This window comes from Micromonospora sp. SH-82 (assembly GCF_051132485.1).
GTDB lineage: Bacteria > Actinomycetota > Actinomycetes > Mycobacteriales > Micromonosporaceae > Micromonospora.
In genome coordinates this window covers 5,669,409-5,691,153 of record NZ_CP148049.1, presented here as the reverse complement: position 1 = coordinate 5,691,153, position 21,745 = coordinate 5,669,409, and the positions used below count along the sequence as shown (strand labels likewise).

Annotated in this window: 17 protein-coding genes and 1 pseudogene; 5 read left to right on the top strand and 13 right to left on the bottom strand. The window is 73.4% G+C overall.

Going from position 1 to position 21,745, the window contains the following annotated elements; genetic code table 11:
* Window positions 1-23: 23 nt before the first annotated feature.
* The 4 genes and pseudogenes from WHN02_RS24925 to WHN02_RS24910 form a co-directional block, all read right to left on the bottom strand.
* A complete protein-coding gene (locus WHN02_RS24925; RefSeq protein WP_434741089.1) occupies window positions 24-1,313 on the bottom strand; it encodes a DUF2314 domain-containing protein in 1,290 nt (429 codons plus the stop codon).
* A gap of 67 nt (window positions 1,314-1,380) precedes the next feature.
* Complete coding sequence (gene cobS, locus WHN02_RS24920; RefSeq protein ID WP_434741088.1) at window positions 1,381-2,184, bottom strand: adenosylcobinamide-GDP ribazoletransferase; 804 nt, start codon at window positions 2,182-2,184, stop codon at window positions 1,381-1,383.
* Between the two features lie 164 nt (window positions 2,185-2,348).
* Window positions 2,349-4,331: pseudogene (locus WHN02_RS24915) on the bottom strand (bifunctional adenosylcobinamide kinase/adenosylcobinamide-phosphate guanylyltransferase); the annotation flags it as partial.
* 53 nt (window positions 4,332-4,384) lie between these two features.
* The gene (locus tag WHN02_RS24910; RefSeq protein ID WP_434741087.1) at window positions 4,385-4,597 is read right to left on the bottom strand and encodes a hypothetical protein; all 213 of its coding nucleotides are present in this window, start codon (window positions 4,595-4,597) and stop codon (window positions 4,385-4,387) included.
* A 160-nt stretch (window positions 4,598-4,757) separates the two neighbouring features.
* On the opposite strand from WHN02_RS24910, the gene WHN02_RS24905 reads away from it, so the two are divergent.
* Both WHN02_RS24905 and WHN02_RS24900 read left to right on the top strand, forming a co-directional pair.
* Complete coding sequence (locus WHN02_RS24905; protein ID WP_350895802.1) at window positions 4,758-4,958, top strand: hypothetical protein; 201 nt, start codon at window positions 4,758-4,760, stop codon at window positions 4,956-4,958.
* A complete protein-coding gene (locus WHN02_RS24900) occupies window positions 4,958-5,761 on the top strand; it encodes a site-2 protease family protein (protein WP_434741086.1) in 804 nt (267 codons plus the stop codon). The genes WHN02_RS24905 and WHN02_RS24900 overlap by 1 nt, the downstream gene beginning before the upstream one ends.
* Before the next feature lie 103 nt (window positions 5,762-5,864).
* Here the strand turns inward: WHN02_RS24900 and WHN02_RS24895 are convergent, their stop codons facing one another.
* From WHN02_RS24895 to nadA, 5 genes are all read right to left on the bottom strand, one after another.
* Window positions 5,865-6,863 (bottom strand): aldo/keto reductase family protein, encoded by a 999-nt coding sequence (locus tag WHN02_RS24895; RefSeq protein ID WP_434741085.1) that lies wholly within the window; start codon window positions 6,861-6,863, stop codon window positions 5,865-5,867.
* A 129-nt stretch (window positions 6,864-6,992) separates the two neighbouring features.
* Window positions 6,993-11,702, bottom strand: a complete 4,710-nt coding sequence (locus WHN02_RS24890) for a WG repeat-containing protein (protein ID WP_434741084.1) — start codon at window positions 11,700-11,702, stop codon at window positions 6,993-6,995.
* Window positions 11,703-12,157: 455 nt separating this feature from the next.
* Window positions 12,158-12,754, bottom strand: coding sequence for a DUF3043 domain-containing protein (locus WHN02_RS24885; protein WP_434741083.1), 597 nt, complete (start codon window positions 12,752-12,754; stop codon window positions 12,158-12,160).
* A 122-nt stretch (window positions 12,755-12,876) separates the two neighbouring features.
* A complete protein-coding gene (gene murA / locus WHN02_RS24880; RefSeq protein WP_434741082.1) occupies window positions 12,877-14,286 on the bottom strand; it encodes a UDP-N-acetylglucosamine 1-carboxyvinyltransferase in 1,410 nt (469 codons plus the stop codon).
* A gap of 200 nt (window positions 14,287-14,486) precedes the next feature.
* Window positions 14,487-15,680, bottom strand: a complete 1,194-nt coding sequence (gene nadA, locus WHN02_RS24875; protein WP_434741081.1) for a quinolinate synthase NadA — start codon at window positions 15,678-15,680, stop codon at window positions 14,487-14,489.
* A gap of 67 nt (window positions 15,681-15,747) precedes the next feature.
* Between nadA and WHN02_RS24870 the strand changes: the two genes are divergently transcribed.
* The 3 genes from WHN02_RS24870 to WHN02_RS24860 all read left to right on the top strand — a co-directional run bounded on the left by WHN02_RS24870 (window position 15,748) and on the right by WHN02_RS24860 (window position 18,577).
* The gene (locus tag WHN02_RS24870; RefSeq protein ID WP_434741080.1) at window positions 15,748-16,887 is read left to right on the top strand and encodes a glycerate kinase family protein; all 1,140 of its coding nucleotides are present in this window, start codon (window positions 15,748-15,750) and stop codon (window positions 16,885-16,887) included.
* 153 nt (window positions 16,888-17,040) lie between these two features.
* A complete protein-coding gene (gene erpA / locus WHN02_RS24865) occupies window positions 17,041-17,412 on the top strand; it encodes an iron-sulfur cluster insertion protein ErpA (protein ID WP_350895795.1) in 372 nt (123 codons plus the stop codon).
* A gap of 187 nt (window positions 17,413-17,599) precedes the next feature.
* Window positions 17,600-18,577 (top strand): carbohydrate kinase family protein, encoded by a 978-nt coding sequence (locus WHN02_RS24860; RefSeq protein ID WP_434741079.1) that lies wholly within the window; start codon window positions 17,600-17,602, stop codon window positions 18,575-18,577.
* Window positions 18,578-18,770: 193 nt separating this feature from the next.
* Here the strand turns inward: WHN02_RS24860 and WHN02_RS24855 are convergent, their stop codons facing one another.
* From WHN02_RS24855 to WHN02_RS24840, 4 genes are all read right to left on the bottom strand, one after another.
* Complete coding sequence (locus WHN02_RS24855) at window positions 18,771-18,965, bottom strand: DUF397 domain-containing protein (RefSeq protein ID WP_434741078.1); 195 nt, start codon at window positions 18,963-18,965, stop codon at window positions 18,771-18,773.
* A 14-nt stretch (window positions 18,966-18,979) separates the two neighbouring features.
* Window positions 18,980-19,825 (bottom strand): helix-turn-helix domain-containing protein, encoded by an 846-nt coding sequence (locus WHN02_RS24850; RefSeq protein ID WP_434741077.1) that lies wholly within the window; start codon window positions 19,823-19,825, stop codon window positions 18,980-18,982.
* 388 nt (window positions 19,826-20,213) lie between these two features.
* On the bottom strand, window positions 20,214-20,447 hold the full coding sequence (locus WHN02_RS24845) for a sulfurtransferase TusA family protein (RefSeq protein WP_434741076.1): 234 nt from the start codon (window positions 20,445-20,447) through the stop codon (window positions 20,214-20,216).
* Window positions 20,444-21,595, bottom strand: coding sequence for a cysteine desulfurase family protein (locus WHN02_RS24840; protein ID WP_434741075.1), 1,152 nt, complete (start codon window positions 21,593-21,595; stop codon window positions 20,444-20,446). Before WHN02_RS24840 ends, WHN02_RS24845 begins: the two co-directional genes overlap by 4 nt.
* Between the last annotated feature and the right edge of the window lie 150 nt (window positions 21,596-21,745).

Below are 21,745 nucleotides of genomic sequence, written 5' to 3'. Positions count from 1 at the left end.
GCCGAGCGTGCGCTGACCCGGGGTCAGGGTGTCGGGGGTCGGCCGGAGTCCAGGACGGCCTGGGTCCAGCCGCCCTCCACGACGCCGTCGGGGCCGAGGAGCGCCCAGTCGACGACGTCGGTGACGGCCACGACGACCGGGGCGCCGATGCGTACCGTCGGGTCGGTGGCGGCGTCGCTGACGCTGGCACCGGTGATCCGTTCCGGGTCGTCCCACGAGGTCACGCCGGCCCAGACGTACTCGGGACCCTCGTCGCCGGGGAGCGGGTACTTGACCACCAACTGGGTCTCGGCACCGAGCGCGTCGGCCAGGAGACGGGACCTGACGTCGTCCAGCCCGGCGCGGGCGGTGGCGATCGCCTTCGACATCGCGTCCCGGGGGCGGGAGTAGCGTACGTCCGGCTGGATCCCGGCGAAGAGGGTGGCGCAGGCCGCCGCGTAGTACTGACCGACGGGCCCCGGGTGCCCCGGTGGTGGGAGCAGACTCAGGAACGAGTCGGCCTCCGGGTCGGTGGCCGGGTCCAGTTCCAGCCGGAGCAGCACCGGGGCGGTCGCGCCGTGCTGGTCCGGGTTCCCGTACGCCACGGCGATGTCGTGCCCGGTGACGGTGGCCAACACCGGCAACGGTACGAACGCCGGGACCTCCTCGCCGCCGAGGCCGTCGGTCCAGTCCCGCAGCAGCCGACGGGCCGCCCCGGTCATCACCGCGCCCCAGGCCCGGGTGAGATGGTCGGGGACCCCCTGGGTCTGCAACTCCAGCAGCCCGAACCGGCGCAGCCCCTTCGTGGTGAACCACAGCCCCTCGGCGTCGGAGGAGTACGGCACCAGGATCCAGTCCACCAGTCGGACCCGGCCCTGCTCGTCGGGGAGGGACCGCAGTGCCGCCGCCGGGTCGAGGAACTGGAGGCCGAACACGTCGACGACGTCGGAGTCGGCGGACTCGGCGACCGCCGCAGCCACCGCCCGGGCGGCCCACTCGTGGGCGGGCGGCCACCCCGGCCGGTACTGGGCCTGCACCACCACCAGGTGGGTGGCCGCCGCCAGCCGGGACAGCTGCGCCTCGCCGGCCCCGAAGGCGGCGAGCAGGTCCGGTGGCAGTTCGGGGAACTCCCTGATCGGCCGGGTGTCCACCGACATCAGTGGACTGTCCAGCATCTGCCGTGCCAGCCCGTACACCGGTTCGGGCAGTCGACCCTCCAGCGCGGCCACCGCCGAGGCCGTCCCGACCCGGGGCAGCCCGGCCATGGGCACCAGATAGGTGGCGGTGAGCGACTCCGGCACCGGTACGGGCAGGAAGTCGTCCGTGATGAGCATGTCGTCCCCGATTCTGGGCGCACCGGTGCTGTACGTCCGAAACGCTACCCGGCGCGCCCCGGCCGTCTCACCCGGACAGGAGCAGTCCCAGGTAGACCAGCGTGGTGGTGACCTCAACGGTGGCGCCGAGCACGTCACCGGTGACCCCGCCGAAGCGGCGTACGGCGTGGCGCAGGAGCAGGACCACCACTGCCAGCGCGGCGGCGACGGCGAGGGGCCCCTGCCACGGTCGGCCCGGGACGGCGAGCAGCGCCACAGCCCCCACGGCCAGGGTGCCCACCGTCAGCGCCACCGGCCCGACAGTGCCGGCGACCAGCGCCCCCAGGCCCTCGGTGCGGGCCGCCGGTATCCCGCGTCGACAGGCCACAGTCACCCCCAGCCGGCCTGCCGCGGTGGCCACCACCACCCCGGCGAGGACCGCCGTGGTCGACCGTCCGGCCAGCTCGGCGAGGGACGCCGCCTGCACCAGCAGGACGACCACCAGCGCGACCACCCCGAACGGACCCACGTCCGGTTGACGCATGACCGTCAGGGCGGCCGGACCCCGCCGGTAGGAGCCGAGGGCGTCGACGGTGTCGGCCAGCCCGTCCAGGTGCAGTCCCCGGGTGAGCAGGGCGGCGCAGCCGAGGGTCACCCCGGCTGCGACCAGGGGGGAGACGACCGCGGTGAGGGCGAGCAGCACCCCGGCCAGGACCGCGCCGAGCAGCGCCCCGACGACCGGGGCGGCGGCCATCGCCGTTCCCGCAGTGCCCCTGTCGACCCGTCCGGGGCGTAGCGGCAGCGTGGTGAAGGTGGTGGCGGACAGGCGCAGGCCGTCCGCGAACCGGGAGCCGGGCCGGTCGTCGCCGTCCGGCCCGGTCGGCTCGGGCACCCGGGTCAGCCGCTGCGGCCGGAGGTGCCCGGCACTGCGGCGTCCGTCCCGGCGGCACCCGGGGCAGTGGCGGCCGGAGAGTGCTGCGGCGGGGCGGTCGGCTCGGCGGCACCCGGGGGCGTGGCGGCCGGAGAGGCCTGCGGCGGGGCGGTCGGCTCGGAACCGGTCGGCTCGGAACCGGCCGGTGGGGTGGTGGTCGGCTCGGTGGTGGCCGGTCCCGGTCCGGCCGGCTCCGGCTCGACGAAGGTCGGGTCGTCGCCGTCGCCGTCGCCGTCGGCTTCGGTGTCGGGCTTCGGCGCGTCGGTGTCGGGCCGGTCGCCGCCCGCCTGGCCGTCGGTGCCCGCCTGGCCGTCGGTGGCCTGGTGGTCGGCCGACAGGTCGGCGGCGAGGGCGAGGACCGACCGCAGCAACGGCAGGGCGGTCAGTGCGTTGGCCCCCTCGCCGAGTCCGAGCCTGAGGTCCAGCAGGGGGACCAGGCCGAGGATGTCGGCGGCGAGCCGGACCGCCGGGTGACCACCGACGTCGGCGAGCAGGCACCAGTGCCGCGCCTGCCCGGCCAGGTCCCGGCTGACCATTCCGGCGGCCAGCCCGACCGGCCCGTCGAGCAGCACCGGCATCCGGTGTGCGGCGGCCCCGAGCAGGATTCCGGTGGCCACCGCGATGTCGCCGCCGCCGAGGTCGGCCAGGACCTCCTTGGCCTCGCGGGTGGTCCGGCGGGTGCGGTGCAGCGCGTCCCGGACCGCCGCGCACCGGCGCATCCACGCCCCGTCGTCGATCGTCCCCTCGGCGGTGAGGACCCGGTTCAGCACCACCGGCGGCTCGGCCCCGGCGGTCGCGCCGAGCACGGCGGCGGCGGCCGTGTCGGTGCCTGCCCCGCAGGCCCCCAACACCAGCAGTTGTACGCCGGCCTCGGCGGCCTCCTGCGCCAACTGCCAGCCGAAACGCAGGGCGGCGTCGACGGTCTCGGCGGTCAGCGCGGGCCCCTCCTCGATCGGGGCGGCGGGTGGCACGTCGACGACCTGGAGCGCGACCCCGGACTGGGCGGCCAGTCTGCCCAGCACCCCGGTGCCCTCCTCGGCCTGCTGGGCCCGGCGGGCGGCGTCGCCGGAGACGGCCCCGGCGGAGGAGGCCCCGTCGTGGTCCCCGTTGAGCAGGATGAGCCGGATCTCGTTCCACGGCGCGGGGGTGGGGGTGCCCTGGGTGGCGGCGGCGAAGCCGACCACCCGCTCCAACACGCCCAACCCGGCGCCGGGTACGTCCAGCGTGGACAGCCGCGCCACCGCCTGTGGGCCGGCGTCCTCGTCCGGCATCGGCAGGTCGAGGCCCGGCCCGATGACCGGACCGGGGGTGACCACCGGAAGCGACTGGGTGGTCCCCGTCCAGCTCGGCACCGGCCGGGCCGGTGCGGCGGCCGGGATGACGGGTTCGGGGGCCGCAGTGACGGCCGGGGTGACGGGGAGCTCGTCGACGACCGGGGTGGGGGATTGCGTCGCCGCACCGGTCTGGGCCGCGACGGCGGAAGCGGGGACACCCGGAGCCACGACGGCAGAGGACGGGGCGGCGGAGGACGCGACGGCGGGGGACGGGGCGACCGGGGCGGCGGTCGGCTTCAGCCGACAGGGTTGCCCGGCGACCACCAGGACGACGGTGTCACAGACGTCGGCGACCGCCCGGTTCGTCGACCCCAGGGCGTCGGTGAAGGCCCGCCCGATCGGCGTGGTCGCCACCAACGACAGCCCCACCTCGGGGCTGACCAGGACGACCCGGGCCGGACAGGACCGGATCGCCGCCGCCAGCTCCGCGATCGTGGCGGTGTCGTCGGCCGGCTGGTGGGCCGGGTCGAGCAGCACCGTCACCCAACCGCCCAGGTCGTCGACGATCAGCGTCTCGGACGGCTCGGCGGCGGTCAGCACGTCGGCCAGCCGCCGTGGCTCGTCGGCGGTCTCCTCCGTCCGCCAGCTCCCCGGGCGGCGACCCCGGTGCGCGGCCAGGCGCTGCGCCCACTCGGTGTCCTCCGGGTCGCCCGGGGCGGAGGTGGCCAGATACCGGACAGTCGCCGCGTCACCGATCAGCGACTCGGCGAACTCGGACTTGCCCGAACGGACCCCGCCGAGCACCAGGACCTTGTTCCACCCGTCAACGGACATGTGCGTACCTTAGATCCCACCGGGGCCGACACGCCGCCCAGGTCGGCCGCCGTTCACCGCCGGCCCGGGTCCGGCGCCTGGTACTGGTAGTCGTTCGGATTGACGTCCGCCGGCTTCGGATCCTCCTGCCAGGAGCCCTCCCCGGGCCGGGCGACCAGCGCGTCGACCAGTTCGTCCCGGTCCATCGCCTCGGTCCCCTCGATGCCGCCGCGCGCCGCCATCCGCCGCAGGTCCTCGGTCTCCATGTTCTGCCACGGCTGTCCCATCTCGCCCTCCCGTACCGCGTCGGTCGCTGCGTCCTGCTGCTTCCATACCCGGGTGGGAGCGGGAGAACCCGCACCGGCAGCCGGAGCCTTCCGGGGCTCGGGCCGATACGCTGGCGGGGTTCGTCCCGGCGGGACGGTGAGCGGCGAGGGGAGACGCGGCATGACGTGGAGCTGGCGGTACGAGGGCACTGACGGCGCGACAGTCGACGGACCGGCGGAGTCGTTCCCCAGTCAGGCCGACGCCGAGTCCTGGATCGGCCAGACCTGGCGTGAACTCGCGGCGTCCGGCGTCACCACTGTCACCCTGCTGGAGGAGGACCGTGCCGAGTACCGGATGAGTCTGCTCCCGACGGCCGACTGATGGCGTACGACCGCCCGGGTGTGGAGCCGGAGGTCTTCGGCGTACCCCGGGCGGCGCTGCGGCCCAGCCCGGTCTTCCTGGCCCTGGTCGCGCTCTTCGTGACCTGCGGCGTCCTGGCCTGGAACGAGGTCGGAAACGTCCGCCTGAACGTCTTCGGGTTCGTCGTCGCCGGTTGGCTCGTCTCACTCTGCCTGCACGAGTACGCCCACGCGGTGGTCGCCTTCCGCGCCGGGGACCGGAGCGTGGCCCACCGGGGCTACCTGACGTTGAACCCGTTGAAGTACACCCATCCGCTGCTGTCGGTCGTGCTTCCGGTGGCGGTGGTGCTCCTCGGCGGCATCGGGCTGCCCGGCGGGGCGGTCTGGGTGGACCGGCACTCGATCCCGGGGCGGCTGCGACACACCCTGGTCAGCCTCGCCGGTCCCGCCACCAACGTGCTGTTCACCCTGATCCTGGTGGCGGCCCTGCGGATCGGCACCGGTGCCGGAATCGGCGGGTCGGAGGAGTTCTGGGCGGGGCTGGCCCTGCTGGCGTTCCTCCAGCTGACCGCGAGCGTGCTCAACCTCCTCCCGGTGCCCGGCCTCGACGGCGGCAACATGATCCAGCCGTGGCTGAACCCGCAGTGGCGGCGGATGTACGACCTGTTCGCCCCGTTCGGCTTCATCATGCTCTTCGCCCTGCTGTGGAACCCCCGTCTGGGCGGGTGGTTCTTCGACGGGGTCTTCGCCCTGGCGAACCTGCTCGGCCTCCCCCCGTGGCTGTACGTCGCCGGGCTGGACCTGATCCGCTTCTGGCAGAGCTGACGCGGACCCCCCCCGATGGCCCGGCCGGGCGGTGTCGCACCCTTCACCCGCCGGTGGCCCGGCCGGGCGGTGTGCACCGTCCACCGGCCGGGCCGTACGGGTCTCAGGGACGCTCGGCCGGGCTCTCCGTCTTGGCCGGGTCCCGCTCGGTGATCGGGTCGACGATCTCGTCGATCGCCTTGAGCAGGTCGGCGTCGAGCTTCACCCCGGCCGCCGCGACGTTGCCGTGCACCTGGTCGGGGCGGGAGGCACCGATGATCGCGGACGAGACGTTCGGGTTCTGCAACACCCAGGCGATGGCGAGCTGCGGCATGGTCAGCCCGGCCTGCTCGGCGAGGGGCTTGAGCCGCTGGACCCGGGTCAGCACGTCGTCGTCGAGCCACCGGGCGATGAAACCCGCGCCGGACTTCTCGTCGGTGGCCCGGGAACCGGCCGGTGGCGGCTGCCCCGGCAGGTACTTGCCGGACAGGACCCCCTGGGCCATCGGGGACCAGACGATCTGGCCGAGCCCCAGCTCCTCGCTGGTCGGAATGACCTCGGCCTCGATGACCCGCCAGAGCATCGAGTACTGCGGCTGGCTGGAGACCAGCGGTACGCGCAGCTCCTGGGCGAGTTGGTGGGCCTGGCGGATCTGCGAGGCCTTCCACTCGGAGACGCCGATGTAGTGGGCCTTGCCGGAGTGCACCACGTCGGCGAACGCCGACATCGTCTCCTCCAGCGGGGTGTGGTAGTCGTACCGGTGGGCCTGGTAGAGGTCCACGTAGTCGGTCTGGAGTCGGCGCAGCGACCCGTTGATGGACTCCATGATGTGTTTGCGGGACAGCCCACGGTCGTTGCGGCCGGGACCGGTGGGCCAGAAGACCTTCGTGAAGATCTCCAGCCCCTCACGGCGCTCACTGGACAGCGCCCGGCCGAGGACCTCCTCGGCCCGGGTGCCGGCGTACACGTCGGCGGTGTCGAAGGTGGTGATGCCGGTGTCCAGGGCGGCCCGCACACAGGCGAGTGCCGCCTCCTCCTCGACCTGGGAACCGTGGGTGATCCAGTTCCCGTACGAGATCTCGCTGACCATCAGGCCCGAGCGGCCAAGGTGTCGGAATTCCATGCCTGCGACCCTAGCCCCGGTCGGGCCGACCTTCGACCCACAGCGGCATCACGCGTTCCGGCGACCCGGTGTGGTGGCGCTGCGACACGAGCTCCTCGGCGCCTGGCGGAGGACCGGCGACGGCGCTGGTCAGAGCACCGGTGAGGCGTCGGCGAGCAGTTCGTCGATAGCGGCCACCACCCCGGCCTGGTCCCGGTGGGTCGGTGGGATCAACAGCTCCCCCCGCCGGTCCAGTGCCCCCCACCGGTCACCGTCACCGACCAGGAAGGCGACCGGGTGGATGGCCAGCACCGGATGGGCCGGGGTGAGGACCATCCGGCCGTCGCGGTCCAGCACCCCACGGCGGCCACCGACCACCACCACCGCCAGCCCCTCGTCGCTGAACCCCTCGACCCGACGACCGTCGGAGAACGTGGTGTCGAACCCGTCCAACCGGGTCGGCACCACCAGCTCGCCTTCGGTGTCCACGGCTCCCCAGCCGTTGCCCATCCGCACGATCGCCCGTCCGGCCCGGAACGGGCGGATCTCGTCGAAGCCGTGCGCCACGACGACCTCGCCGTCCGCGTCCACGGCCATCCAGGAACTCGCACCGTCCGTCGAGACCCAGGCCAGCCCGTCACCGAACGGACGAACGTACGGCCAGGTCGACTCCAGCCGGGGCGTACCGGACGGGTCGAGCAGCGTCCACCCCACCGAGTCGGGCCGCCGTGCCCAGGCCAGCCCCTCGTGGAACGGCTGCGCGACGGCGTACTCGGGGTCGATGGCGAACTCGCCGTCCGGGGCGGCGTACCCCCACCGTTCCCGGTCGCCGTCCTGAGCGGGCACCGGGACGCGGGGCTGTTGCAGCAGCTCGTCCCGATCACGTGGGTACGGCCCGAAGTCGTTCTCCTCGGCCCGACGGGCGACCGCGTCCAGGGCCTGACCGATCCGGGAGGTCATCCCGTCGTCGCCGTCGCCGCGCAGGTCCAGTGCCCGCTCGAAGTGGTGGCACGCCTCGATCAGCCGCCCCTGGTCGTAACTGGACCGCCCGGCGTGCTCGTGCAGGGCCGCCCGCAGCCGGTCCGGCAGCTCCGGGGAGTCCGCCTCGGCGAGCAGCCTGTCGGCCTCACCGAACTCGCCCCGCCACCGCAGCACGTTGGCCAGCCGGGCCTGGACCAGGGCGGTCCGACGCAGCTCCCCGGTCGCCTCGGCGTACGTCAACGCCAGTCGCCCGTCGTCGAGGGCGTCGTCGAGGTCACCGAGCAGCCGGGCGGTGACCGCCCGCAGACTGAGCAGCCGGGTACGGGTCCGGTTGTCCAACGCCGTACCGAGTTTCGCGGTGATCTGCCGCCGGATCGTCCACAGCTCGGCCGGGTCGTGCACCACCTCGCGCAGGGTCTCCCCATCGAGTTCCCAGCGGTATCCGCGCAGCGCCGCCTCGGGGTCGGCGTCGGTGGCACCGGACCGCTGCGTCGGTACGGCCGCCGCGCCCTCGCGGCTCTCGTCGGCACCGGGTCCCTCTGGTGACTCCGCCGACCCGGGGGCGGGCGGACCGGAGACCGGCGAGTGCGACGACGCCGGTGGCCCCGAAACCGGTGCCGGTGGTCGTGAGACCGGTGCCGGTGGTCCTGAGGTCGGCCCTGGTGGCGCGGAGACCGGTGCCGGTGGTCCTGAGGTCGGTCCCGGTGGCCCCGAGACCGACGCCGGTGGTCCGGAGACCGGTGCTGGTGGCGCGGAGACGGGTGCCGGTGGTGCGGAGACGGGTGCCGGTGGTGCGGAGACCGGTGCTGGTGGTGCCGAGACCGGTGTCGGTGGCGTGAAGACCGGCGCCGGAGGTGCGGAGATGGGCGCCGGTGGTCCCGACACGGGTACCGGTGGGGCGACGAGCGGTGGGCCGGAGATCGGCCTCGGCGGTGCGGACACCTGTGCCCCCGAGACCGGCGCTGGTGGTCCCGAGACCGGTCCCGGTGGGGCGGAGACCGGTGCTGGTGGTGCGGAGACCGGCGCCGACGACGTGGGAGTCGGCTGGTCCGCCGGGTCGGGGAGGACGGCAGGTGGGGCCGAGACCGGGCGGTGGTCCGTCTGCGCGGGCCGGTCGCCCTCGGACGGCGGGGACGACTCGGAGGTCGGTTCCGGCGGGGTCGGCCGCTTGGGACGGAACCAGGCGTCAGCACCGCTGACCGGGGGCCGGACCGGTGCCGGGGCGGCGGCCCTCCGGTCGTCTGCGGCCGTCGTCTGCGGCGGCGCGTCGTCGGCGGGCGGGGCCTCCGGCTCGGCGTCCGCGTTCTCGGTGCCGCCGTGCCCCCGTCCCGTCCCGGTCGTCCCGGTTGCGCCGGTCGTCCCCGAAGCCTCGGTCGTCCCGGTCACTTCGGGCACCCTGGTCGTCCCGGGAACCCTGGTCGTACCCACCGTCTCGGTCGTCCCCGAGGCCCTGGTCGTACCGGGAGCCCCGGCCGTTTCGGTGGCCGTGGTGGTTTCGGACGCGTCGTCGGGACCGGCCGTCCCGGACGGTCCGTCTGTCCCGGCCGACACGGTGGTCCCGTCCGTCGACACCGACGGTGCCGGGACCGGCGGACGACGGTACTGCTCGTCGGGGTCGACGACCCGGACCGGCTCGTCGGAGTCGGGGCGGGTGGTGCGGTCCGGGCCGACGGTCACCGCAGGGGACACGACCGGCGGTTCCTGCGCCGGTACGCCCGTCCGCGCCGACCGGGACTCGTCGGTCACCGCCCGGTCGTGGGCCGGGACCGGCTCCGGTGCGGCCGGCTCCGGCGCGGGCACCACCGGCGGGCGGGGTGGAACGGGCCGGCGCGGCGGTACGGGCGGCCCCGAGACGGGGCGCTCACGCGGCGGTACGGGCGGTCCGGAGACGGGGCGCTCGCGCGGCGGTACGGGCGGTCCGGAGACGGGGCGCTCGCGCGGCGGTACGGGCGGGCGTTGCGGGGCCTGCTCGGCGGGTTCGAGCGGGGGCACCAGCCGTAGCCGGGGTCCCGAGTCGGCAGGCACCGGTGGCCGGGTCGGCTCGTTCGGCCGGGTCGGCTCGCCCCGGTCCGCCGGAACGGGTGGATGCTCCTGCCGCTGCTCCTGCTGCCACGCGGGTCGGTCGGGGGCGCTCGGCGGGCGCTGGTCGGGTCGGCGACCCTCGTCCGGGCGGATCGGGCCGGGCTCCGGCCAGGGCAGCCGATCGTCACGCCGGGGGGCCGGATGCGCTGCGGCCTCACGGTACGGCTCCGGACGTCGCCGACCCGGCTGCTGGTCAGGACGGAACGGATCCGGCTGCTGGTCGGGGTGCTGATCGGAACGGTACGGACCGGTCTGCTGGTCGGGGCGGTACGGGCCGTCGGCCCGACGGTCCCGGTCGCCGGGGTGGTCCCGTCGGTCTTCCGGGGTCCGTCGGTCGTCGACGTCCCACCTGTCGGCTCCGCCCCGTCGGTCGTCGACGTCCTCCTGACCGGCGTACTCCCAGCTGTCCTGGTCGTCCCAGAGGTCGGGGTCCCGCTGGATGCTGTGGTCCCAGGGGCTCTCTGGGCCCACCGGGCGGGGCACGTCGCTGCGGTCGAGCCGGTGCGGGTGGGCCGCCGGACCGTCCTGGGGGTGAGGACTCCAGACGTGCGGCGGCAGCACGGTGTCGCCGCCCGACCGATCGGGCCGACGGGCGCGGTCGTGCTCCGCCGGGGGCCGTTCGGGGCGGGCCGGTGGCCTGGCGTACCCGTGCCCGGCCCGGCCGTGACCGGCAGCGGGACGGTCGTACCCGGGGCCGGGCCGGTCGTCGTTCGCGGCGGGGCGCCCGTAACCGGAGCCGGGCCGTTCCTGACCGGGGGTGGGGCGCTGGTGTGCAGAGGGGGGTCGCTCGCCGGGGGTGGGGCGTTCGTGTCCGGCGGGGGACCGCCCGTAGACGTTGGCCGGTCGTTCGGGGCCGGGCCGCCCGAAGTCGGCGGCCTGGCGGTCACGGCCCGGGCCGGGCCGGTCGGGGTGAGCGCCGGGCCGGGACCCGAGCCGCTCGTCCGGTTCGGGCACCCAGCCCGGCTCCGGCCTCGGTGCCGGTGAGACGGGGCCGTCGTCGTAGTTGCGGCGTCCGCCGCGGGGGGCCGGTGAGACGGGGCCGTCGTCGTAGTTGCGGCGTCCGCCCCGAGGCGCGGGGGAGACGGGGCCGTCGTGGTGGTCCCGGCGTCCGCCCCGAGGCGCGGGGGAGTCGGGTCGGGACGCGGGGGAGACCGGTCGGGGGGCGGGCGAGACGGGGCGACCGTGATCGGGTCGTTCCGGGCGGCCGTACCACTCTTGGTCCCGGTTCCGGTCCTGGTCCGAGCGGCGGTCCGGGCCTCGGCCGTGGTCGGGTCGGTGCCCGGGGTCGGTCCGCGACGTGTCCCACGCCGGTCCGCCCGGTCGGCGGCCGTCCCGCTCGGGTCCGCCGCGTCGGTGCCCGTCGTCGGGTCGACGGAGGTCGTCGGGGTGCAGCCGGTCGGGTTCGCCGTCCCCGCGCCGCCGTCCCGCCTCCGGCGGAGGTGTCCGACCCCGCTGTCCGGTCGGTTCGGCGTGCGGTCGGCGGTACATGTCCTCGTACCACCGGTCGTCGCGGGGAGCGGGACGCCCGTCCCAGGACGGCGTCGCCGGCTCCTCGGGCTCCTCCTCGTCCCAGACGTAGCCGACCCGGTACGACCCGTCGGACTTGGTCGGGGCCAGGGGCGGCACCTCGGCCCGCCCCCGGACGGCAGCCCGGCCGGTGGGCGGGGGAGCGTACTGCGTGCCGATGTCACCCGGGTAGCGCTGACCCGGGAACTGCGGCTGCCACTCGTTGGTCGGGGCGACCTTCCAGGACGGCTCGGCCGGGTCGCGCCACCGGTCGTAGCCACCGCGACTCATCGGCAGGCCCCGTCGCCGCCCGCGTGGCGCGTCCCGGTGGCGGGCTCGTATCGCTCGCTCACGGCGGTGTCACCTCGTCGGAATATCGTCGCGCTGGGCGGCCGCACCCAACCGGGTCATGTCACGCGTCCGGTGCGGAATGGCTGCGCATGGAGGGTAGCGGCGTGGGCTCGGTCACCGCCACTGTGACGTCGCTGACGGGCCCAAACGTTATCCTACGGATCCGGACATTCACCGCGATAGTCGGATCGTGTTTCCGGCGATACTCGACAAACCGACCCGGCATCGGGGGATCCGGGTACTGCGCGCCCGATCGTCGACGCGGAACGTAGTCGCCGCTCCGCGTTCCGTCGCGCTACCCGGATCCCAGAGGCAGCCCGGATCCCAGAGGTCGGCCGATCCCACCGATCGGCCGGAGCCGGTGACCCCGGCGTTGTGGCACCGATGGGATCGGGTCAGACGGGATCACCGAGGTTGACCCGGGGTTCGGGGGCACGCATCCGGCGGAAGGTGATCGACCGCATGATGGCGTACAGGTAGAGCGAGCCCAGCCGCTGTTGCGTCCGGGGGAAGCGCTCCCGGACCAGCTTCTTGATCTTGCGGGAGATCAGGATCGAGTCGATCACCACGCCGAGGGCGAGCGCCCCCCACAGCAGGTTCGAGACCAGCCGGACGACCGCCGGCATCGCCGCGTTCGACCCGATCAGCACGATCAGCGCACCGCCGAAGAACCAGGTTCCGACGGTACGACGGGAGTCGACGACGTTCCGGGCGAGCAGCCGCTCCGGACCCCGGTCGCGGGGGCCGCCCTCACGGCGGAACTCGGCGGCGGCCTCGGCGCGTACCTGCCGGCGACGCTGCTTCGCCTCCTCCTTCGTCAGCGGCGGGGCCGCCCCACCGGGACGGCGGGCCGCGCCGGGGCGCTTCGGCGTCTCCCGCCCCTTCCCCGGGGTGTGACTACGAGCATGGGTGACTGGCGTCTCGTCGGCCGGCGCGGAGGCGGCGGACTCGTCGACGACGTCGGCGGACTTGCGGCGGAAGAGCGACGGCACGCGGCAAGGGTAGCCAAACGTCCGCGCCCGGTGCACATCGCGGTGCACCGGGCGCGGACGCGGGTCGGTCGGTGGTCTCCTCCCGGCGACCTACGAGGTCACCCGGGTCGGGAGGGGACGGGTCAGGGACGCTCGACGTGGGCACCGAGGTCCGACAACTTCGCCTCGAAGTCCTCGTACCCCCGGTTGATCAGGTCGACGCCGTAGACCCGGGAGGTGCCCTCGGCCGCGAGCGCGGCGATCAGGTGGCTGAACCCGGCCCGCAGGTCCGGGATGACCAGGTCGGCGGCGTGCAGCTTGCTCGGACCGGCGATGACCGCCGAGTGCTTGAAGTTGCGTCGGCCGAACCGGCACGGGGTGCCACCCAGGCAGTCCCGGTAGACCTGGATGTTCGCGCCCATGGTGTTGAGCGCCTCGGTGTAGCCCAGCCGCTGCTCGTACACCGTCTCGTGGACGATCGACAGGCCCCGGGCCTGGGTCAGGGCGACCACCAGGGGCTGCTGCCAGTCGGTCATGAAACCGGGGTGGACGTCGGTCTCCAGGGCGACCGACTTCAGCTCCCCGCCCGGGTGCCAGAACCGGATGCCACCCTCCTGGCCGGGCTGCCCCAGCCGAGGCGGACGGATGTCGGTGACCTCGTACTCGCCCCCGACCGAGCGGAAGATGTTGAGGAAGGTCATCATGTCGGCCTGCTGCGCGCCGAGGACCTCGACGTGCCCCCGGGTGGCCAGCGCCGCCGCCGCCCAACTGGCCGCCTCGATCCGGTCCGGGATCGGCCGGTGGTTGTAGCCGTGCAGCTTCGGCACACCCTGGATCTCGATGACCCGGTCGGTGTGCACCTTGATGATCGCGCCCATCTTCTGCAGGATGCAGATCAGGTCGATGATCTCCGGTTCCACCGCCGCGTTGCGCAGCTCGGTGACGCCCTCGGCCATCACCGCGGTCAGCAGCACCTGCTCGGTGGCGCCGACGCTCGGGTACGGCAGGGAGAACTTGGTCCCGTGCAGGCCGTTCGGCGCGGACAGGTGCAACCCCTCGGGCCGCTTCTCGACGGTCGCCCCGAACTCCCGCAGCGCCTGCAGGTGGAAGTCGATCGGACGGGGGCCGATGTGGCAGCCCCCCAGGTCCGGGATGAAGGCGTGGCCCAGCCGGTGCAGCAGCGGGCCGCAGAACAGGATCGGGATCCGGCTCGACCCGGCGTGCACGTTGATCTGGTCGGTGCTGGCGCTCTCGACGTAGGCCGGGTCGAAGACCAGCTCGCCGTCCTCGTCGCCGTCGGTCACCTTGACCCCGTGCAGGCCGAGCAGCCCGCGGACCACCTCGACGTCCCGGATCCGAGGCACGTCGTACAGCCGGCTGGGGGTGTCACCCAGCAGGGCGGCGACCATCGCCTTGGAAACCAGGTTCTTCGCGCCGCGCACGCGGATCCGCCCTTGGAGCGGACTTCCTCCGTGTACGACCAGGACGTCGTCGGTCAACGCAACCTCCAGCGCGTCGGTGCTGCCGTGTTGGATCGGGCCTGCGATGGACATCGCTACCCGGTAACGCGGCCACGTCAAAAGAAGCCGCCTCGTTTCGTCGCACCCGGCAGCATAGCCCTCGGTGACCACGATGAGTCGGTCACACCGCCTGGGACGGCATGAATGGGTGAAACAGGTGTGTTAACGTACTGGTTTGATCACTCAGGGTTGTGATCCTGCGGGCGGGGTGCAGGTGCCGGCGGGGGTACAGGTTAGAGCGGGGGTGCAGGTGCCGCGCCCGGCAGGGCGAGCATCTGGTCCAGCGCCACCCGGGCGTGGTGGGCGGTGTCCGCGTCGACGGTGATCTGGTTGACCACCCGCCCCGCGACCAGCTCCTCCAGCGCCCAGACGAGGTGCGGAAGATCGATCCGGTTCATCGTCGAGCAGTAGCAGACCGCCCGGTCCAGGAACATGACCTGCTTGTCCGGATGGGCCAGTGCGAGGCGGCGTACCAGGTTCAGCTCGGTCCCCACCGCCCACGCCGAACCGGCCGGGGCGGCCTCGATCGCCTTGATGATGTATTCGGTGGAGCCGACCTGGTCGGCGGCGTTGACCACCTCGTGCCGGCACTCCGGGTGGACCAGGACGTTCACCCCCGGCACCCGACGCCGGACGTCTTCGACGCTGTCGAGGGTGAAGCGACCGTGCACCGAGCAGTGCCCGCGCCACAGGATCATCTTCGCGTCCCGGACCTGCTGGGGGGTCAGCCCGCCGCCCGGCTTGTGCGGGTCGTAGAGCACGCAGTCGTCGAGCGACAGCCCCATCTCCAACACCGCCGTGTTGCGACCCAGGTGCTGGTCGGGCAGGAACAGGACCTTCTCGCCCTGCTGGTACGCCCACTCCAGGGCCCGCTTCGCGTTCGACGAGGTGCAGACCAGGCCGCCGTTGCGCCCGACGAAGCCCTTGATGTCCGCCGAGGAGTTCATGTAGGTGACGGGCACCGTCGAATCGGCCACACCCAGGTCGGTCAGGACGTCCCAGGCCTTCTCGACCTGCGACAGGACCGCCATGTCCGCCATCGAGCACCCGGCCGCCAGGTCGGGGAGGATCACCCGCTGCGCGTCGGTGGTGAGGATGTCGGCGCTCTCGGCCATGAAGTGGACGCCGCAGAAGACGATGTACTCCGCGTCGGGGCGGGCCGCCGCCTCCCGGGCCAGCTTGAACGAGTCGCCGGTGACGTCGGCGAACTGGATCACCTCGTCGCGCTGGTAGTGGTGGCCGAGCACGAAGACCTTCGTGCCCAGGGCCGCCTTCGCGGCCGTCGCCCGGGCCACCAGATCGGGGTCGCTCGGGGCGGGTAGCTCACCGGGACACTCCACGCCGCGCTCGGTGGCAGGATCGCTGCCTCGGCCGAGAAGCAGCAGGGCAGTCGCTGTGTTCGAGGGTTCCACCCAGGTCGAAGTCACCAGCCCATGGTCGCACAGCGGGGCCGCCGTGGAAGTTCCACCAGTGTGTCCTGTCACACTCAATGGCATGCGTGTGCTGCTCTGTCCGGACAAGTTCGCCGGCACCCTGCCGGCCCAGGAGGTGGCCACTGCGGTCGCCGACGGCTGGCGGGAGGTGACCGACGGTGACGAGCTGCTGATCCGGCCGCTGGCCGACGGGGGGCCGGGGTTCGTCGCGGTCCTCGCCGAGGCGCTCGGCGGACGGCGGATCCCGGTGTCGACCGTCGACCCCCTGGGCCGCCCGGCAGCCGGTGAGTTCCTTCTCACCCCCGACGGTTCGACGGCGTACCTGGAGAGCGCCCAGGCGTGCGGGCTGCACCTGCTGACCGTCGAGGAACGCGACCCCAAGGCCACCACCTCGTACGGGCTCGGCCTGCTGATCGCCGCCGCCGTGGAGAGCGGGGCCCGGACGGTGGTGATCGGGCTGGGCGGGTCGGCCACCAACGACGCCGGCGCGGGCATGCTCACCGCCCTGGGCGCGACCCCGCTGGACGAGGCCGGCCTCGCCCTGCCGTACGGGGGTGCCGCGCTGGCCGCCGCAGTGGCCCTGGACGGTACGCCCCGACTGCGCGGGGTCCGGTTGGTCGCCGCCACCGACGTGGACAACCCCCTGCTCGGGCTGCACGGGGCCAGCAGCGTGTACGGCCCGCAGAAGGGGGCCTCCCGTGCCGACGTCCTGCTCCTCGACGCCGCGTTGGAGCGCTTCGCGGGCGTTCTGGAGCGGGATCTTCCGGGCTGTCCGGCACAGCTCGGGCTCCAGCCCGGCGGCGGTGCGGCGGGTGGCCTGGGAGCGGCGGTGCTCGCCCTCGGTGGGCACTGCGAATCCGGCATCGGGCTGGTCACCGGGGCGATCGGGCTCGACGCCGCACTCGACGAGTGCGACCTGGTGATCACCGGGGAGGGCTCCTTCGACCACCAGTCCCTGCGCGGGAAGGTGGTCGCCGGGGTGGCCGGTGCCGCCCGGGACCGGGGGGTCCCCTGCGTGGTGGTCGCCGGTCGGGTCAGCACCGGACGTCGGGAGTCCGCCTCGGCCGGGGTGACCGACGCGTACAGCCTGGTGGAGCACTTCGGCGGGGAGGAGCGCGGCGGCGTCGAGGCGGCCATGGGGCGACCCGCGGAGGGCCTGCGTGAGCTGGGCGCCCGCCTGGCCCGCCAGTGGAGTCGGTGAGCTGTGCCACCGGTCCCCGGACGGTTGTACGTCACGACGGTGACGTCAGCGGGGAGCGGCCTACAATTGCTGTCGGACCGCAGTGGGAATCACTGGACCGGCGGCTGACGTTGGCCAGGACGACCACACCTACGCGTGCAGGGAGAATTCCACGTGACCACGCCAGCGCAGACCGAGTCGACCGAGGCCACGGCCCCGGTATCCGTCGTCCTCACCGACGCCGCGGCGCAGAAGGTCAAGGCCCTGATCGAGCAGGACGAAAGCGGCAATGACCTGCGGCTGCGGGTGGCGGTGCAGCCCGGCGGCTGCTCCGGCCTGCGATACCAGCTCTTCTTCGACGAGCGCTCCCTCGACGGCGACGTCGTCAGCGACTTCGGTGGCGTCGAGGTCGTCGTCGACCGGATGAGCGCCCCCTACCTGGCCGGCGCGACGATCGACTTCGCCGACCGGATCGACGCCCAGGGCTTCACCATCGACAACCCGAACGCGGGCAACTCCTGCGCCTGCGGCGACTCGTTCAGCTGAGTCGACGCCTCCCGCGACACCAGGGCCGACGTCCGTACGGACGTCGGCCCTGGTCGCGTCCGTGACCCGGATCCGGACGCCGGACGACTCCCGACCGGGGGCGGGAGGACGATCCGGCGACCCTCGACCGACCCGCGAGACGGGCCGGTAGGCTGACCCGGCCGTGCCGCCGAACCCGAGGGTTGACATGAAGATCGCCGTGACCGGCTCGATCGCCACCGACCACCTGATGAGCTTCCCCGGTCGCTTCGCCGACCAGTTCATCGCGGACCAACTCGACAAGGTGTCACTCTCCTTCCTCGTCGACGACCTGGTCCTGCGCCGGGGCGGGGTCGCCGCGAACATCGCCTTCGGGATGGGGCAGCTCGGTCTGCGCCCGGTCCTGCTCGGCGCGGTCGGCGCCGACTTCGCCGACTACCGCTCCTGGCTGGAGCGGCACGGCGTGGACTGCGAGTCGGTGCACGTCAGCGAGATCGCCCACACCGCCCGCTTCGTCTGCACCACAGACACCGACATGTGCCAGATCGCCTCCTTCTACGCCGGGGCGATGGCCGAGGCCCGCAACATCGAGCTGGCCCCGGTCGCCGACCGCCTCGGCGGACTGGACCTGGTCCTGGTCGGCGCCAACGACCCGGAGGCGATGCTGCGGCACTCCACCGAGTGCCGGGAGCGGGGGTACGCCTTCGTCGCCGACCCCTCCCAGCAGCTCGCCCGGATGGAGGGCGAGGACGTGGTCGGGCTGATCGAAGGCGCCGACTACCTGATGACCAACGACTACGAGAAGTCCCTGCTGCAGAGCAAGGCCGGGCTGACCGACGACCAGCTCCTCGAACAGGTCAAGATCCGGGTCACCACGCTGGGCAAGCGCGGGGTGGAGATCGTCGGGCGCGACATCGACCCGATCCACGTGCCGATCGCCAAGGAGTCCCGCGTCATGGACCCCACCGGCGTCGGCGACGGCTTCCGCGCCGGTTTCTTCGCCGCCCTCTCCTGGGGTCTGGGGCTGGAGCGCAGCGCCCAGGTGGGCTCGTTGCTGGCCACCCTGGTCCTGGAGACCGTCGGCACCCAGGAGTACCAGGTCCGCCCGGACCTGTTCGTCAAGCGTCTCGCCGAGTCCTACGGTGACGCCGCCGCCGACGAGGTCCGCACCCACCTGCTCGGCTGACCCGCCCCTCTCCGCCGACCGCCCTGCCCGCTGCCCCGCCCTGCTCGGCTGCACGGTCGGAGCCACCCCGCAGGAGATCTTGGAATGAGCTGGCCCCTCTGGGGGCCGAAGTGTTCCAAGATCTCCTGTCGCGGGGAAGCAAGGTCTCCTGTCGCGGGGAAGCAAGGTCTCCTGTCGCGGGGGAGGACGCCGCTCAGCGGGGGTGGGGCACGGCGTGGACGAAGGCCGCCCACTGGCGCGGGGTGAAGATCAGGCTCGGACCCGACCGGTCCTTGCTGTCACGGACCGCCACCAGGTCGGGCAGGTACGCGCACTCGACGCAGTCGCCGTTGTTGGCGCTGCGGCTACTGGTGAACCACTGGGCGGTGGCGAGGGCAGGGGTGTCCACGGCGGCCTCCGGGGTCAAGCGCCGGCGTACTCCCGGATCAACGCGCGCGACTCGGCGGGTGAGAGAGCGACCTGGCGCAGGTTGTCGGAGACCATGCTATAGGTCCGGACCCCGTCCGGATCCTGCACGTACATCGCCCCGTCGAGCAGTTCGGTGTAGGCGATCGGCCGGACGTGGGCGAAGTCCAGGACGACGAACTTGCCCACCGGCGTCGCCGGATGGGACCCGTCCTCCGGTCGGAGCACCTGGACGGTGACGTTCGGCAGTTCGGACATGGCCGCGAGGTGGCGCAGTTGACCTCGCCGGGTCTCGTCACCGTTGACCCGCAGCCGAAGCGCCGCCTCACCGATCACCGCGTGCAGGGTCAACGGCTCGTCGTCGGTGAGCCGCCTCGCCCGGGCCTGCCGGAAGGAGACGAACCGTTCGGCGTGGTCGGGGCGGACGAAGCCGGTGCCCAGGGTCAGCGCCTGGGCGTACTCCTCGGTCTGGAGAAGTCCCGGGATCACCATCGACTCGAAGACGAACGCCCCGTCGGCCAGCCCCTCCAGTCCGACGTACGTCTTGAACCAGTCCGGCATGACGTTGGCCCAGGGTGCCCACCAACTCCGTGCGTCGGAGCGCCCGGCCAGGGCGGTGAGTCGGTCGACCGCGGACTGCTCGGCACCACAGGCGTGCAGGACCGCCGCGATGTCCTCGGGGAACTGCTGGTACCGGCCCATCTCCATGTGCCCGAGCTTCGGTTTGCCGAGGCCGGTGCGCCGGGCGAGTTCACTCAACGACATCGGCACGTCGCGTCGGTAGCGGCTCAGCTCCGCCCCGATCAACCAGCGTAGTGCGGACGGGTCGGTCCGGGTCCCCATCGGTCACCTCCAGTACGAATCGCTCACCGTCATCATGTCGTCACCCCTTTCATTGTGCAAGCTCATCGGCTATACGTATATCTATCCGATCTGCGAGGAGTGATGATGACCGAGCTGACCTGGCCCGAGACGTCGGAAGAACTTCAGCGAGAACTGGACGAACTGGCCCGCGAGTACGCCCCGCGACGCTTCGCCATCTGCGAGGAGTACGACTGCACCCCCCCTCGACGGTGGCGTCTTCGCCTGGGGCCTGGCGTTCGACGACCACACCCTCCTGTGCGGGGACGACCGCCGGTCGATCGGCACCTTCACCCACCCCGAGCAGGCCGTACGCCTGTTCGCCCGGGCCGGTCGACGGCTCCGCCTGCTCTGGCTGGACTGAGCCGCCTCAGTGGGTGCGGCGGACGTCGTAGGCGGGGCCGTCGGGGCCGGTGACGGTGCCGAGGAACTCCTGACCGCGCATCCGGCACCAGGCGGGGAGGTCCACCGCGGCGGCCGGGTCGTCGGCGAGGACCCGGACGACTGTGCCCACCGGCAGGTCGGGGAGTCGACGGGCGACAGCGATCACCGGCAGCGGGCAGCGCTGACCACGACAGTCGAGCAGTTCGGCGGGAGTCGTCACAGCCCCGTCACCCCGGCCTCGGCCCGCAGGTCGGCCACGATCCCCGGCAGGTCGGCCAGGAACCGGTCCACCTCTGCCTCGGTGGTCTCCCGGTGCAGGCTGACCCGGACGTTGCCGTGCGACAGCACCCCCATCGCCTCCAGGACGTGCGACGGGCGCAGCGTCGAGGAGGTGCACGAGGAACCCGAGGAGACGGCGAAGCCCCGCCGGTCCAGGGCGTGCAGCAGCGCCTCCCCGTCGACGTACAGGCAGGAGAAGGTGACCAGGTGGGGGAGACGGTCGGTGGGGTCGCCGACCACCTCGACGTCCGGCACCTCGGCGGCGACCCGGGTCCGGATCCGGTCCACCAGTGTGGTCAGCCGGGCGGCCTGCGTCGCCGCGTCGGCGGTCACCGCCCGCAGGCTCGCCGCCGCCGCCACCACCGCCGGGAGGTTCATCGGCCCCGGGGCTCGTCCCGACTCCCGTTCGTCGGCGGGCCAGGGCGACTCCCAGCGGGTCCCCTTGCGGACCACCAGGAGCCCGACCCCGGCTGGTCCACCCCACTTGTGGGCGCTGGCGGTCAGGATCGACCAGCCCGTCGGTACGGGTACCCGACCCACCAGTTGGGCGGCGTCGACGTGGAGCGGGACGCCGGCGGCGGCGCACTCGGCCCCGGCCGCCTCGACCGGCTGGACGGTGCCCACCTCGTGGCTCGCCCCGATCAGCGTCGCCAACGCCACGCCCGGCGCGGCGACCGCCGTCGACCAGGCGTCGCGGTCCAGTCGACCCCACCGGTCCACCGGTACGCCGACCGCCTCGCCGCCGTCGGCCACGTGCCGCTGCGCGGCGTGCAGGACGGCCGAGTGTTCGATCGCCGAGTGCACCAGGACCCGGCCGACCCGGTGCCGTCCGCGCAGGCCCCCGAGGACGGCGGCGTGGGCTGCGGTCGTACCGCTGGGGGTGAAGGAGAGCTCGTCCGGTCGGACCCCCAGGGTCTGCGCGGTGGCCTCCCGGGCGGCGTCGAGGAGTTGCCGGGCCCGACGGGCCTGGGTGTAGAGCCGGGCCGGGTCGGCCCAACCGTCGTCCAGGGCGGCCAGCAGCGCCTGTCGGGCGACCGGATGCAGGGGCGCGGCGGTGGCCGCGTCCAGGTAGACCGGGGGAGCGCTCACAGGAGGTCACGCTACCGGGCGGAGCCGCCACAAGATCCCCCGACGGGACGGACAACCACCCCCAAGACCGTCCAGTCCCGCTTGGTCGAGTAATCTGCGACCGTCGGTGACGCCTTTGCCGCAGGTGTTCGAGGGGTTCAACCGCCGCGG

Excerpts from the sequence above, each read along its gene's own strand:
- WHN02_RS24925 (WP_434741089.1), bottom strand. The coding sequence starts at position 1,313 with ATGCTCATCACGGACGACTTCCTGCCCGTACCGGTGCCGGAGTCGCTC.
- WHN02_RS24910 (WP_434741087.1), bottom strand. The coding sequence starts at position 4,597 with ATGGGACAGCCGTGGCAGAACATGGAGACCGAGGACCTGCGGCGGATG.
- WHN02_RS24905 (WP_350895802.1), top strand. The coding sequence starts at position 4,758 with ATGACGTGGAGCTGGCGGTACGAGGGCACTGACGGCGCGACAGTCGAC.
- WHN02_RS24900 (WP_434741086.1), top strand. The coding sequence starts at position 4,958 with ATGGCGTACGACCGCCCGGGTGTGGAGCCGGAGGTCTTCGGCGTACCC.
- WHN02_RS24895 (WP_434741085.1), bottom strand. The coding sequence starts at position 6,863 with ATGGAATTCCGACACCTTGGCCGCTCGGGCCTGATGGTCAGCGAGATC.
- WHN02_RS24890 (WP_434741084.1), bottom strand. The coding sequence starts at position 11,702 with ATGAGTCGCGGTGGCTACGACCGGTGGCGCGACCCGGCCGAGCCGTCC.
- murA (WP_434741082.1), bottom strand. The coding sequence starts at position 14,286 with ATGTCCATCGCAGGCCCGATCCAACACGGCAGCACCGACGCGCTGGAG.
- WHN02_RS24870 (WP_434741080.1), top strand. The coding sequence starts at position 15,748 with ATGCGTGTGCTGCTCTGTCCGGACAAGTTCGCCGGCACCCTGCCGGCC.
- WHN02_RS24860 (WP_434741079.1), top strand. The coding sequence starts at position 17,600 with ATGAAGATCGCCGTGACCGGCTCGATCGCCACCGACCACCTGATGAGC.
- WHN02_RS24850 (WP_434741077.1), bottom strand. The coding sequence starts at position 19,825 with ATGGGGACCCGGACCGACCCGTCCGCACTACGCTGGTTGATCGGGGCG.